The organism is Bacillus sp. JJ783, from assembly GCF_036963225.1.
Taxonomy (GTDB): domain Bacteria; phylum Bacillota; class Bacilli; order Bacillales; family Bacillaceae_G; genus Bacillus_A; species Bacillus_A cereus_U.
The window spans coordinates 1-13,275 of record NZ_JBALMG010000054.1 but is presented as its reverse complement, the minus strand read 5'-3'; the positions used below and the strand labels follow the sequence as shown (position 1 = coordinate 13,275).

Below are 13,275 nucleotides of genomic sequence, written 5' to 3'. Positions count from 1 at the left end.
TTTGTAAGGGAAATCACTCGTTTCTTTTTCTTATTTTTCTTATAGTAAATGTAAGAAGAAAACACATAGGGGGATTAGAAATGAGTGTTCTTGAAGTAAAAGGGTTAACAAAGGTGTATCAATCAAAAGGTTCAGTAGCGACGACTGCTTTAAATGATATAAATTTTAAAATTGAAGAAGGCGAATTTGTAGGAATTATGGGGCCTTCAGGAAGCGGAAAAACAACGCTTTTAAATTTATTAGCGACAATTGATAAGCAAACTTCAGGTCATGTGCTTGTAAATGGTGAAGAAATTAATCAAATGCGTGCTGCAAAATTGGCGGAATTTCGCCGTACACATCTAGGGTTCATTTTCCAAGATTTCAACTTACTTGATACGTTATCCATTAAAGAAAATATTATTTTGCCGCTTGTAATGGCGAAGAAATCTGTAAAAGAAATTGATGCGAAAGTACTTGAAATTGCGAGGTTTTTAAACATCGAAGAAATTTTAAATAAAAAAGTATACGAAGTATCAGGAGGACAGCAACAACGTGCAGCTGCTGCAAGGGCGATTATTCATGAACCAACATTAATTTTAGCGGATGAGCCAACGGGAAACTTAGATTCTAAGTCAGCGAAATCATTAATGGGAGCACTTCAAGATTTACATGAGCAAAAGAAAGTAACGATTGCAATGGTAACGCATGATCCGGTAGCGGCTAGTTATTGTGAACGTATCCTCTTCATACGTGATGGAGAGATCTTCTCAGAAATACATAAAGGAAGAACGAAACAAGCCTTTTTCCAAGAAATTTTGGACGTACTTGCGATGCTAGGGGGGGAATATCATGAACTTTCGCCAGCTCGCGCTTAACAATGTAAAAGGAAATTGGCGTAATTATAAAGCGTTCCTTATTAGTAGTTGTTTATCGATTGTCGTATTTTTCATGTATGCTTCCTTCATTTATCATCCAGATGTCGTAAGCGGTAATATTAGTATGAAGACGATGATTTCAAAAGGATTAGAATCGATGAATTATATTGTAGTCATCTTCTCAGCACTCTTTATTTTATATGCGAATTCAACGTTTTTACGAGCAAGAAAAAAAGAATTCGGTTTATTAACATTAATAGGTGGAACGAAGTCTCAGCTCGGCCGAATGATTATATTAGAGCAACTGATGTTAGGTAGTATTGCAATTGTAGTAGGTATTGGGATTGGAATGCTTTGTTCAAAACTTTTCTTCCAAGCACTCAGTGTCTTACTGGAAATTGATAAAACACTGCCGCTTGTGTGGAATGGAAAAGTAGTTCTTATTACAGCTGGCATATACTTTATCCTCTTTTTAATACTATCATTGTTTAGTGTTTGGACAGTAGGCCGCTTGCAAATTATTGATTTATTAAGAGAGGCAAGAAAACAAAAAGTAGAGCCTTTTGCATTTACATGGTTAGGTGTAGCCGGTATAGGCTGTATTATTGCGGCGTATATACTTTGTTTCCAAGTAACAATTATGAATTTTATTATGTATTTCTTACCAATTGTAGGACTGACAATTGGCGGAACGTATTTATTATTTACACAAGGTAGTACAGTCGTATTAAAAGCATTGCAAAAAAGAAAACAATCTTTTTATACGTATCCAAATATGTTTGTCCTTAGCAATCTTATTTATAAAATGAAAGATAACGCTCGTTTTCTATTTGTCATTTCTATCATTACAGCAGTTGTTTCTTCAGCGGTTGGTACGCTTTATGTATATTTTGAAAATATGAGTGCGAAAACGGTAGACCTTACGCCACATGCTATTTCATATGAAGAAAAGGGTATAAATACGCATACCATTATTAACGAGGAGAAAGTACAAGGATTATTAAAAAAGAATGGGTTTGAAGATGCAAGAAAAATAACCTACGTAAAACTACCTGCTACGCAGAAAATAACGTTTTTTAACAGTGAACATGAAGTGCCAACAGCGATTGTTTCAGAGAAAGAATATAATGCGGAAGTACGCAAACAAAAAAGGGAAGAAGTTAGAGAAGTTCATAATGCACCAGGTAGTGCGACGATGATCATGAGTGATATGACAAATGATCTAGTGAAGATAGATCGTACGAAGCCATATGAAATTACAATTAATGGACAAAAACAGCCTGTTCAGTTAAATGAACCAACTTCATATTCTGTGTTTAATGATGACGAATATCTTATTGTGAATGATCTAGATTTTGAGAAATATGCAAAGCTCGTACCAGATGGAGAAAAGACGAAATATTATGGTTATTATATTGAAGATTGGAAAAGTACCGAAAATCTTGTGCTAGATTTAAAAAAGGAAATTGCGCCAGAAAAGCAAGGAGAACTGAAAAATTCAGTGTTTGCTTATAAAGATATAAGAGAATCCGGAGCGATTACAATGTTCATCGGTTTCTTCGTAGCAGTACTGTTCTTCTTCTTCGCTTGTAGCATGACATACTTTAAATGGTTTAATGATAAAGAACAAGATCGTATTCAATTTAAGTCATTAAAAAGAATTGGTATGACAGATAAAGAAATTCGTAAAATTGCAATTCGACAAATGGGTGTTATCTTCTTTATCCCAATTTTAATCGGTACAATTCATAGTGGATTTGCTCTTCATACGTTAGGGAAAATGCTTTATATCGATTTATGGAAATCAGGTGCGATTGTAATAGGTGCATATATTTTAGCTTCTGCCGTTTACTTTATGATCGCTCAAAGAGGATATTTAAAACACGTAAAAAGCTAGGGAAACCTCTAGCTTTTTACGTGTGTAGTAAGTTACAGGAGGACGATAGATGAACATTCGGCAACTAGCGCTGCAAAATATAAAGGGAAATTGGCGTAATTATAAAGTGTTTTTCTTAAGTAGTTGTTTTGCCATATTTGCTTCTTATGCATACATGTCTGTCATTGTACATCCGTATATGCAAGAGACGATGTGGTATCAAAACGTACGCTGGGGACTTATCGTATGTAACGTTATAATTATTTCTTTTTTCGTTATATTTATTTTGTACTCTACTTCTATTTTCATAGAAGCACGTAAGAAAGAATTAGGATTATATATGTTAATGGGAGCGAAGAAGTCTAACGTAATAGGAGTGATTATGACCGAGCAAATATTGATTGGAATTTTTGCTAATATTTTCGGTATTGGGATTGGCATGATCTTTTTGAAACTCTTTTTTATGGTGTTTAGTATGTTACTTCGTCTTCCGAAAGAACTCCCTGTCATATTTGATGTGAGAGCGATTGGTGTAACGTTTGTTACATATATGGTCGTTTTTATTCTGTTATCTTTTATAAGTGCTTTACGTATATGGAATATACAAATCATTCGGTTATTGAAAGAATTTCGAACAGATAAAAAAGAGAAGAAAACATCAAAGTGGCTTTGTTTATTCGGCTTTGCTTGTTTAGGAACGGGATATGCGCTAGCGCTACAAGTGACGATGCCAACGATAGCGTTATACTTTTTCCCTGTGTCTATACTTATCTTTTTTGGAACGTATTTTTCTTTTACACATGGTGTTAGCCAATTGTTAGAAGTGATAAAACGAAATAAAAAGATTATATATACATATCCGTATTTATTTATAGTAAATCAATTGTCACATCGAATGAAGGAAAATGGTCGCTTTTTCTTTCTAATGTCCATGGCAACGACGTTTGTAGTTACGGCGACAGGTACGGTATTCTTGTATTTTTCTAGTATGCAAGATATGTGGCGGGATGGGGGCACACACTCATTTTCATATATAGAAAAAGGTGTTTCTTCCCATGAAGTCTTTGAGGATGGTGCGGTTGAAAATTTACTGCATCAATATGGGTATGATGATTTTCAATCTATGAGTTTTGTTGGATTGCATGCATCCTTTCAGTCTAATAAGGGAGAAACAGAAGTCGCGCCGCTTATAAAGGAAAGTGAATACAATCAAGAGGCGAGAAAACAAAAACAGAAAACGTATCATCCTAAAAAAGGAACAGTTACACTTGTTTATTATAATAAACGCAATCATCCGAATTTATATAATCAAAAAGAGATTCAATTGCAAGTAATGAATCAAACGTATCAATTCGCATTTAACGGTCAGAAAGAAGGAGTGCAATTTAACTATCATCCCGCGCGCATTAATGGTCTGTTTTTTGTCATGAATGATGAAGATTTTGACAGTGTAGCAAATAAAATTCCGGATTCTGAAAAAATGATATATAGAGGCTACACATTACCAAATATTGAAAATACGAAGAAATTAAATGAAGATTTACGGAAACATATGAAACAAGATAATAATGATGCATTTCGAAGTAATATGGAGTTATATGTGAATATGAAAGAGTTCGGCGATATTACTCTATTTGTCGGCTCATTCATTAGTATATTATTCTTCCTTACATCATGTAGTATCGTATATTTTAAATGGTTTCATAATATTGCATCGGATCGTAAACAGTATGGTGCGCTCTCTAAACTTGGAATGACGAAGGAAGAAGTGTGGAAAATTTCTCGTTGGCAATTATGTATGCTATTTTTTGCACCTATTATAGTAGGGAGTATGCATAGTGCAGTTGCGTTATATACGTTTCATAATACTCTTTTTATGGACGGATCATTAAGAAAAGTGGGCTTGTTTATTCTGTTTTACATTGCTGCATGTATCATCTATTTCTTCTTCGCTCAAAGAGAATACAAGAAACATTTAGACTAGCGAATGCTAGTCTTTTTTTAATATTCGAAATTCTCATAGAAGAATATAAAAAAGTATGGTATAACAGTAAGAAAACGAAAAAGAGGGAAAAGACGATGATTCGAGTAGGATATTTAGGACCAGAAGCGACATTTACAAATATGGCGGTGAGTCGTTTTTTTCCGGAAGCAGAGCATGTACCGTATCGAACGATTCCGGATTGTATTGATGCAGCTGCAAATGAAAATGTAGATTATGCGGTCGTACCGTTAGAGAACGCCATAGAAGGTTCAGTTAATATAACGGTTGATTATCTCGTACATGAGCAGCCACTTTCCATTGTAGGAGAAATTACAGTGCCAATTCAGCAACATTTACTCGTATACCCGCAGTACGAAGAAGTGTGGAAAGAAGTATACGCTGTACATTCTCATCCGCATGCCATTGCACAGTGCCATAAATTTTTAAATGAGGAATTAAAAGGCGTAACTGTTCGAGATATGACATCAACAAGCGCTGCTGCGCAATATGTGAAAGAACATCCTGCAGAAAAAGTTGCCGCCATTGCAAATGAAGCAGCGGCAGAAAAGTACGGATTAACAATTGTAAGGCGTGACATTCATACGCATAAAAACAATCATACGCGTTTCCTTGTTCTGCATAAGAAAAAGAAAGCAGTACTCCCAAACAACGGAGAAAATCGAGGTGAGAAAACGACGCTTATGATAACGTTACCTGCGGATTATGCAGGAGCGCTGTATCAAGTGTTATCAGCTTTCGCATGGAGAAAATTAAACTTATCAAAAATCGAATCTCGCCCGATGAAAACAGGTCTTGGAAATTACTTTTTCTTAATCGACGTAGATAAAGCATATGATGACGTATTATTGCCAGGCGTAATGATGGAACTTGAAGCACTTGGCTTTTCTGTTACTGTTTTGGGGAGCTATTCTTCTTATTGGTTGTAAGGGGTGAGGGGGTTGTTAAATTTGCTTGAAACGAAACGTTGTTTATTAAATACAGTTCATGAATTAGATTACGAAAGTATAAAAGAACTATATTTAAATGAAGAAGTGAGAAAATATCTTGGTGGACCGCGTGAAGAAGAGTCAATTAGAGATGTTTTGAATGATATGTTGCATCTGGAAGAAAACTGTTGGTATTGGATTGTTAAAGAGAAGGAAACAAAAGCGTTTTTGGGAGTAGTATCGCTCGATCCAAATGATGTTAATAAGGATATTGAAGTATCTTATCAATTTTTGCCGATGTACTGGGGAGCTGGCTATGCAACAGAAGTTGTTCAAGCAGTAATTCAGTATGGTTTTCAGGAATTACATTTATCAAAAGTAATTGCAGTAACACAAATGGCTAATACACCTTCGCGTAAACTTTTAGAAAGGTTACATATGAAGTTAATCAAAACGTATCATCGGTTTGGCGCAGAGCAAGCTGTCTATTCTATTGAAGCAAGAGATGCAATATTGATAGATTAATAAAATCCCACCTGCACAAGGTGGGATTTGTTATTTTAACTTCGAAAGACGATCTTCTAATTGACCACGCCAAACATCAGCTAGTTCTGGGACAGCAAGGATCTTCTCAATGCCATCTTTATCTTTTCTATTATGAAAATAAATTTCGTTAGAGAACAAAACAGATACATTGTTTGATGGACGCTCTAGTAATGTAATTTTAGAATCTTTATGTACAGTACCTTCTTGAAGAACGCGGCATAAATAGCCAGTATATCCAGTTGCTACAATGCGTGGCAAAATGCCAGGAATGCCAAGACGTTTTGAAATTGTACTACAAGGTACGCGAGCTTGTGTTACTTGAATGATTGCTTCGCCTAGTTGATATGTATCTCCGATGCATACGTCACGCTCTAACATATTTGTTACGGTAATGTTTTCACCAAATGTGGAAGCTGGAAGTGTTGTTTGAAATTCTTCTTCCCATAGTGCGTAATGTTCATATGGATAAACACAGACAGCGCGGTCAGGTCCACCGTGATGTTTTAAATCCGCTACATCATCACCAAGGAAGCCATTTTTTGAGAGGAAAGCCTCTTCTGTAAGTTCTTTACATATACCAGTAATCATTTCTTTATCTTCGCTATATTCCATTTGTTTCGGTTTGCCAATGCTAAAGTGAACGAGTTCAATTCCCATATTTGATCTCCTTTACAATTGATTACAATATTATATCATTTAAAAAATAAAAGCACAGAGAATGATGAAAACCTCTGTGCTTTACATTAATAAACAAGAAATCCAGCGCGGTCTAGTGCCTCACAAGCCGCATCTAATTTCTCCTTAGAATCTGCTTCAATTGTATGTAAGTGAATACCATCTGTTAGTTGCGAAAGATAGGAAGCGTTTGTGTTTTCGATTTTTTGTAAATATTGCTCTACATCAAAGCGATTACTTACCATAATTGATGCTGTTAAGTCGCCGTATACAGGATGCTCAACTTTTACGTCTTTAATCGTAACGCCGTGGTCAACTAACATGGTAAGTTCTTGACGTACTTCTGCCGGTTTATGTTGGCATACGATTACGCGTTCAAAAGCTTGTTGTCTTGTTTGTGGTTTTAAATATAAATACCCTTGTGCAGTTGCAATAATTGGTTCATTTCTTGCTTTTAGTAAGGAAATGTCTTGCACGATAACTTGCCTACTTACGTTTGTCTTTTTAGATAGCTCATTCCCCGATAACGGTTCATTTGCAGCAAGAAGCCACTCGAGGATGAGTTGTCGTCTTTCTTCGCCTAAAATCTTTTTTTGATCGTTTTGTTTCATTATGATTTAACACCTCTATAAAATTGATTTCCAATTGTGTGTAGTGCATGAATAGTTGTATCAATTTGTTCTTTCGTTGTGTGATGTCCGAAAGAAAAGCGGACATATTGTTTTGCCTCTTCATACGTTTTTCCAATTGCAAGCATTGTTTTTGAAGGGTCTTGTTTACCGACTTGGCAAGCACTTCCAGTTGAAATGGCTATACCATGACGGTTACATTCTAACATTGTATACTGACCTTCTATTCCTTTTATTGTAACCCCAATAATATGTGGTAAACAAGAAGTAGAATGTCCTTTCACTTCAATTTCTAGAGGAAGTGTTTGTAATTGCCCTAAAAAATAAGATCGTAATTGTTTAAAACGAACGCTCTCTTCCTTTTGATTCTTTAATATATGCTCTGCGGCTGTTAAAAAAGCAGCGATTCCAGGAACGTTCACTGTACCAGGGCGAAAGCCTTTTTCATGAGAAGTTCCAGGGAATATTTGTTCCCAGCGGACTTGCGGATTTATATAGCAAGCTCCAACTCCTTTTGGTCCGTATATTTTATGGGCTGAAACAGAGAGACTATCAATCTCCATCGCTGTAACGTCTATTGGAAGTTTACCAAACGTTTGAACACAATCCGAATGAAATAAAACATTATATTTTTTTAAAAGTGCTCCGATCTCTGCAATGTTTTGAACAGTTCCTATTTCAGAGTTTCCGTGCTGTATACTTGCTAGAACAGTATCTTCTGTAATAGCTGCTTCTAAATCTACTAAATGAATTATCCCGCTTTTATCAACAGGAATCTCAGTAATAGTATAGCCTTGCGATTGTAAGGAGTGAAAATAACTTCGAATCGATGCGTGTTCCATAGGTGTCGTAATAATGTGCTTTCCATTTCTAGCATTTAGAAGGGATTGAATCGCAAGGTAGTTAGATTCTGAACCGCCGCTTGTAAAGAATACACCTTGTTCCTTACCCCCAATCATTTCTGCAAATGTTTCTCTACAAACTTGTAATAAAGATGATGCGCTTCCGCCGATATCGTGTAAACTTTGTTCATTTCCGAAATATGTTTTTGCCGCTGCTATATATGTTTCTAAAGCTTCTTCGCTCATAGGTGTTGTCGCTGCATAATCTAGATATATCATCATGTAATTTCCTCTCTTCAGTAAGAGTGACATTTGTTTTCGTTTTTAGAATGGTAGTGAAAATAAGAATTGTAAAAAAACTCTTGTCATTATTTTAAAACTATGTAAATATAGGTGTCAAGACAGTTGAAAAGTGTAAAGTAGGAGGCAACAATTATGCCAAGTGCAGATGTCTTGATTATTGGAAGCGGTGTTGCAGCGCTTCGTGTTGCGAAAGAGCTTTGTCACGAAAAGAATGTGATAATTATCACAAAAAAAACAGGACGTAATAACAATACACATTTAGCTCAAGGAGGAATTGCAGCAGCTGTTGCTACATATGACGATCCGAGTGGGCATTTTGAAGATACATTAGTGGCAGGTTGCCATTATAACAACGAAGAAGCAGTTCGTTATTTAGTTGAAGAGGGACCGAAGGAAATAAGTAAGCTTATTACAAATGGAATGAAATTTGATGGGGATGAAAAAGGGCTCCACCTTGGTAAAGAAGGAGCGCATCGAAAACGGCGTATTTTACATGCGGGAGGAGATGCAACTGGTAAAAATCTATTAGAGCATTTAATACAAGAAGTAATTCCGAATGTTACTGTCGTTGAGCATGAAATGGTGCTCGATTTTATTATAGAAAATAATAAATGCATAGGAGCTTTAACGCGAAATAGTGAAGGGAAGCTGAAGCGTTACTATGCTGATAATACGGTGTTAGCATCAGGAGGAATTGGTGGCTTGTACGCCTTTACATCGAATGATGAGACAATTACAGGCGATGGACTTGCGATGATATATCGAGCTGGGGGAGAACTTGTTGATTTAGAATTTGTACAATTTCATCCGACAATGTTATACGTGGACGAGCGATGTTGTGGTCTCGTTTCTGAAGCAGTCCGTGGTGAAGGAGCTGTCCTTATAAATGCAAAAGGACAGCGTTTTATGATGGATATACATCCCGGGAAAGATCTCGCACCGCGTGATGTAGTGGCAAGGGCTATTCATGAACAACTTCTTGCGGGTGAAACAGTGTACTTAAACATCGAAACCATTCAAAACTTTGAACAACGTTTTCCCACCGTCTCATCATTATGTAAAAAGAATGGCGTTGATTTAAAAGGGAACCTTATTCCGGTCGTACCGGGTGCTCATTTTCATATGGGCGGCGTGAAGACGAATTGTGACGGAGAGACGTCCATTCCCAACTTATATGCAGTCGGTGAAGTGGCGTGTAATGGAGTTCATGGTGCGAATAGATTGGCGAGTAATTCATTATTAGAAGGTCTTGTGTTTGGAAGACGAATAGGAAAACACATTTTAGCTAAACCAGCAGAGGAAAGAAAAAATATGCCGGAAGAGAGAGGAAAAAGTTTTATAGCTCTTAATGATTTACCGTTGAAAGAAGAAATACAAGAATACATGATGAAGCATGTTGGGATTGTGCGAACTGAGAAAAAATTATCATATGCTCAGAGATGGTTTAGTAGGTACGGTGTGCGAAATATGATCTTACAATACGATGCACTGACAAATGAAGAGATAACGCTTATTAATATGTTAACAGTTTGTGAGCTTATAACAGTATCAGCTTTGCAAAGAGAAGACAGTATTGGTGGTCATTATCGCATTGATTATCCAGAAAAAAATAGCGTGAAAAAAGAGATTATTCGAGTGAGAAGAAAACTACAACTTGTTTAATAAGGGGAAGAGGGGTTTTATGAATACGTTAAAAGTTAAGGAAGCATTAAATCGATTTTTTCTAGAAGATATAGGAGAAGGAGATGTAACATCTCAGCTTATCTTTCCCGATAATGCACTTGCGAAAGGAACGTTTCTTGTAAAGGATACAGGGGTCTTTGCAGGACGCTTAGTAATTGAAGAAGGATTTAAATTAATTGATCAGAGAATTGAAGTTGAACTTCATAAAAAAGATGGGGATCTTGTAGAAAAAGGCGAAATAATTGCAACTGTGCAAGGCCCAATCGCGTCATTATTAACGGCAGAGCGCGTTATATTAAACGTTATCCAGCGTATGAGCGGGATAGCGACGATGACACGTAAGGCGGTTCTTGCTTTAGATAGCAGTCATACACGCATTTGTGATACGAGAAAAACGATGCCAGGACTACGTATGTTTGATAAACATGCGGTAGTGTGCGGGGGCGGATTTAACCACAGATTCGGTTTATATGATGGTGTCATGATTAAAGACAATCATATTGCTTTTGCTGGCTCAATTACAAAAGCTGTTACATCGGTGAAAGAAAGATTGGGACATATGGTGAAAGTAGAAGTCGAAACAGAGACAGAGGCGCAAGTAAGAGAAGCAGTAGAAGCCGGCGCAGATGTTATTATGTTCGATAATCGTACGCCAGAAGAGATTCGTGAGTTTTCAAAAATTGTACCAAGTGCCATCGTTACGGAGGCTTCAGGTGGTATTACAATTGAAGATTTATCAAAATACGGAAAAACAGGGGTAGATTATATTTCACTTGGAGCGTTAACACATTCAGTGAAAGCACTTGATATTAGTTTTAATATTGAGGCCTAGTGAGAGTGGTTTAGAGGGGGAGAATCATAAATGGGTATTTTAGAGAAAGTTCAGCCAATTGAAGTAATGTTACCAGAGCGTTATCAAACGATGTCTACATTAGAGATGGAAGAGCGTGTCCGTGAAATTAAAGAGAAAATGGGAGCATTACTATTTATTCCAGGACATCATTATCAAAAAGATGAAGTGGTGCAATTTTCAGATGCAGCAGGGGACTCACTTCAACTCGCGCAAGTTGCAGCGAATAATAAAGAGGCAAAATATATTGTGTTTTGTGGTGTACACTTTATGGCAGAAACGGCAGATATGTTAACGACAGATGATCAAATTGTCATCTTACCAGATATGCGTGCCGGCTGTTCTATGGCAGATATGGCAGATATTGAACAAACAGAAAGAGCGTGGAAAGAGCTCACGAAATTATTTGGGGATACGATGATTCCATTAACATATGTAAATTCAACAGCTGCAATCAAAGCGTTTTGTGGTCGTAATGGAGGGGCAACAGTAACCTCTTCTAACGCAAAACAAATGGTGTCTTGGGCGTTTACACAAAAAGAGCGTCTCGTCTTTTTACCAGACCAACATTTAGGAAGAAATACAGCGTATGATTTAGGTATTCCGTTAGAAAAAATGGCAGTGTGGAACCCACATACAGATTCATTAGAGTACGATGGAGATATAGAAGAAATTCAAGTGATTTTATGGAAAGGCCATTGTTCTGTTCATCAAAATTTCACTGTGAAAAATATTGAAAATGTGCGAAGAAATCATCCGGATATGAATATTATTGTTCACCCTGAATGTTGTTATGAAGTTGTTGCCGCTTCTGATTATGCAGGATCAACGAAATATATCATTGATATGATAGAGGCTGCTCCAGAGGGAAGTAAGTGGGCGATTGGTACAGAGATGAATTTAGTGAACCGAATTATTCAGCAACACCCTGATAAAGAAATTATTTCGCTAAATCCGTTTATGTGTCCTTGTTTAACAATGAACCGAATTGACTTACCTCACCTATTATGGGCACTTGAGAACATAGAAAGAGGAGAACAGATTAACGTTATTCGTGTGGAGAAACAAGTAACAGAAGAGGCAGTTCTTGCATTAAATCGTATGTTAGAGCGTGTTTAAAGCAGCGGAATTTCCGTTGCTTTTTTTCGTACATATAATCATAACAAGAACGAAAGGGGCATACATTGTGTTGAGGAAATCATTGCGATTTTTCTATGCTTATTCCACTTCGAATCATATTGAAAATAGAAGAAGTGATAAAAGTAAAAGAAGTTAATGTTGTTTAGAAAGTGTTACTTCAAAGTGTTTTTTACTTATAGATAAGTTATACAGGAGGGGGAAAATTTGAAAATTCATATCGTGCAAAAAGGGGAGACCCTTTGGAAAATTGCAAAAAAGTACGGAGTGGATTTTGAGACGCTAAAAAAAACAAATACACAGCTTAGCAATCCAGATCTAATTATGCCAGGGATGAAAATTAAAGTGCCATCGAATAGCGTTCATGTGAAGCAACAGACTGGATCGGGTTCAGCGCCCCCGAAACAATATGTAAAAGAGGTACAGCAAAAAGAGTTTGCATCAACACCAACCCCGCTCGGAATAGAAGATGAAGATGAGATTACGTATCAATCAGCACCTATTACACAGCAGCCAGCTATGCAACAAACGCAAAAAGAAATGCAGGTAAAACCGCAAAAAGAAATGCAGGTAAAACCGCAAAAAGAAATACAGGTGAAACCACAAAAAGAAGTACAGGTGCAGCCACAAAAAGAAGTGCAAAAAGAAATTCCGATTCAAAAAGAGAAGCCAGTTGAAAAGCCGCCGGTCATTCAAAAACCACCTGTTGTAGAGAAAGTAGAAAAACTAAAACCTACTACGAAAGAAAACACTAAATTTTCTATCAATGTATTACCGCAGCCGCCGCAACCGCCAATTAAATCGAAAAAAGAATATAAAATTTCAGACGTAATAAAAAAGGGAAGCGAGTTAATTGCTCCTCAAATTAATAAAATGAAGCCTAACAACGTCATTTCTCCGCAAACGAAAAAAGAGAATATAGGAAATGTATCGCCACAAGTAAAGA

11 protein-coding genes and 1 pseudogene are annotated in these 13,275 nt (G+C 36.6%); 9 read left to right on the top strand and 3 right to left on the bottom strand.

All coding sequences use genetic code 11. From position 1 onward, the window contains the following. The first annotated feature begins 80 nt into the window (after positions 1-80). The 5 genes from V7038_RS11640 to V7038_RS11620 all read left to right on the top strand — a co-directional run bounded on the left by V7038_RS11640 (position 81) and on the right by V7038_RS11620 (position 6,189). Positions 81-857, top strand: coding sequence for an ABC transporter ATP-binding protein (locus tag V7038_RS11640; RefSeq protein ID WP_002015381.1), 777 nt, complete (start codon positions 81-83; stop codon positions 855-857). Beyond that, a complete protein-coding gene (locus V7038_RS11635) occupies positions 832-2,754 on the top strand; it encodes an ABC transporter permease (protein ID WP_335470303.1) in 1,923 nt (640 codons plus the stop codon). The genes V7038_RS11640 and V7038_RS11635 overlap by 26 nt, the downstream gene beginning before the upstream one ends. 49 nt (positions 2,755-2,803) lie before the next feature. Beyond that, positions 2,804-4,717, top strand: a complete 1,914-nt coding sequence (locus V7038_RS11630) for an ABC transporter permease (RefSeq protein ID WP_199659374.1) — start codon at positions 2,804-2,806, stop codon at positions 4,715-4,717. A 95-nt stretch (positions 4,718-4,812) separates the two neighbouring features. Next, complete coding sequence (pheA, locus tag V7038_RS11625; RefSeq protein WP_335470301.1) at positions 4,813-5,664, top strand: prephenate dehydratase; 852 nt, start codon at positions 4,813-4,815, stop codon at positions 5,662-5,664. 21 nt (positions 5,665-5,685) lie between these two features. Beyond that, positions 5,686-6,189 (top strand): GNAT family N-acetyltransferase, encoded by a 504-nt coding sequence (locus V7038_RS11620; protein ID WP_335470299.1) that lies wholly within the window; start codon positions 5,686-5,688, stop codon positions 6,187-6,189. Between the two features lie 30 nt (positions 6,190-6,219). Here V7038_RS11620 and V7038_RS11615 read toward each other — a convergent pair whose 3' ends face one another. The 3 genes from V7038_RS11615 to V7038_RS11605 all read right to left on the bottom strand — a co-directional run bounded on the left by V7038_RS11615 (position 6,220) and on the right by V7038_RS11605 (position 8,638). Continuing rightward, positions 6,220-6,867 (bottom strand): MOSC domain-containing protein, encoded by a 648-nt coding sequence (locus V7038_RS11615; RefSeq protein ID WP_070146916.1) that lies wholly within the window; start codon positions 6,865-6,867, stop codon positions 6,220-6,222. An 86-nt stretch (positions 6,868-6,953) separates the two neighbouring features. Beyond that, positions 6,954-7,496, bottom strand: coding sequence for a transcription repressor NadR (locus V7038_RS11610; RefSeq protein ID WP_002034157.1), 543 nt, complete (start codon positions 7,494-7,496; stop codon positions 6,954-6,956). Further along, entirely contained in the window at positions 7,496-8,638 is a 1,143-nt protein-coding gene (locus V7038_RS11605; RefSeq protein WP_070146915.1) for an IscS subfamily cysteine desulfurase, read from the bottom strand. Before V7038_RS11605 ends, V7038_RS11610 begins: the two co-directional genes overlap by 1 nt. Before the next feature lie 153 nt (positions 8,639-8,791). Between V7038_RS11605 and nadB the strand changes: the two genes are divergently transcribed. From nadB to exsA, 4 genes and pseudogenes are all read left to right on the top strand, one after another. Continuing rightward, positions 8,792-10,321, top strand: coding sequence for an L-aspartate oxidase (nadB, locus tag V7038_RS11600; RefSeq protein ID WP_335470296.1), 1,530 nt, complete (start codon positions 8,792-8,794; stop codon positions 10,319-10,321). Between the two features lie 19 nt (positions 10,322-10,340). Beyond that, positions 10,341-11,174, top strand: a complete 834-nt coding sequence (nadC, locus tag V7038_RS11595) for a carboxylating nicotinate-nucleotide diphosphorylase (protein ID WP_070146913.1) — start codon at positions 10,341-10,343, stop codon at positions 11,172-11,174. A gap of 30 nt (positions 11,175-11,204) precedes the next feature. Further along, the gene (gene nadA / locus V7038_RS11590) at positions 11,205-12,311 is read left to right on the top strand and encodes a quinolinate synthase NadA (RefSeq protein WP_335470294.1); all 1,107 of its coding nucleotides are present in this window, start codon (positions 11,205-11,207) and stop codon (positions 12,309-12,311) included. Positions 12,312-12,536: 225 nt separating this feature from the next. Continuing rightward, a pseudogene (exsA, locus tag V7038_RS11585) lies at positions 12,537-13,275 on the top strand (spore coat assembly protein ExsA); the annotation flags it as partial.

Excerpts from the sequence above, each read along its gene's own strand:
- V7038_RS11640 (WP_002015381.1), top strand. The coding sequence starts at position 81 with ATGAGTGTTCTTGAAGTAAAAGGGTTAACAAAGGTGTATCAATCAAAA.
- V7038_RS11635 (WP_335470303.1), top strand. The coding sequence starts at position 832 with ATGAACTTTCGCCAGCTCGCGCTTAACAATGTAAAAGGAAATTGGCGT.
- V7038_RS11630 (WP_199659374.1), top strand. The coding sequence starts at position 2,804 with ATGAACATTCGGCAACTAGCGCTGCAAAATATAAAGGGAAATTGGCGT.
- pheA (WP_335470301.1), top strand. The coding sequence starts at position 4,813 with ATGATTCGAGTAGGATATTTAGGACCAGAAGCGACATTTACAAATATG.
- V7038_RS11615 (WP_070146916.1), bottom strand. The coding sequence starts at position 6,867 with ATGGGAATTGAACTCGTTCACTTTAGCATTGGCAAACCGAAACAAATG.
- V7038_RS11610 (WP_002034157.1), bottom strand. The coding sequence starts at position 7,496 with ATGAAACAAAACGATCAAAAAAAGATTTTAGGCGAAGAAAGACGACAA.
- V7038_RS11605 (WP_070146915.1), bottom strand. The coding sequence starts at position 8,638 with ATGATGATATATCTAGATTATGCAGCGACAACACCTATGAGCGAAGAA.
- nadB (WP_335470296.1), top strand. The coding sequence starts at position 8,792 with ATGCCAAGTGCAGATGTCTTGATTATTGGAAGCGGTGTTGCAGCGCTT.
- nadC (WP_070146913.1), top strand. The coding sequence starts at position 10,341 with ATGAATACGTTAAAAGTTAAGGAAGCATTAAATCGATTTTTTCTAGAA.
- nadA (WP_335470294.1), top strand. The coding sequence starts at position 11,205 with ATGGGTATTTTAGAGAAAGTTCAGCCAATTGAAGTAATGTTACCAGAG.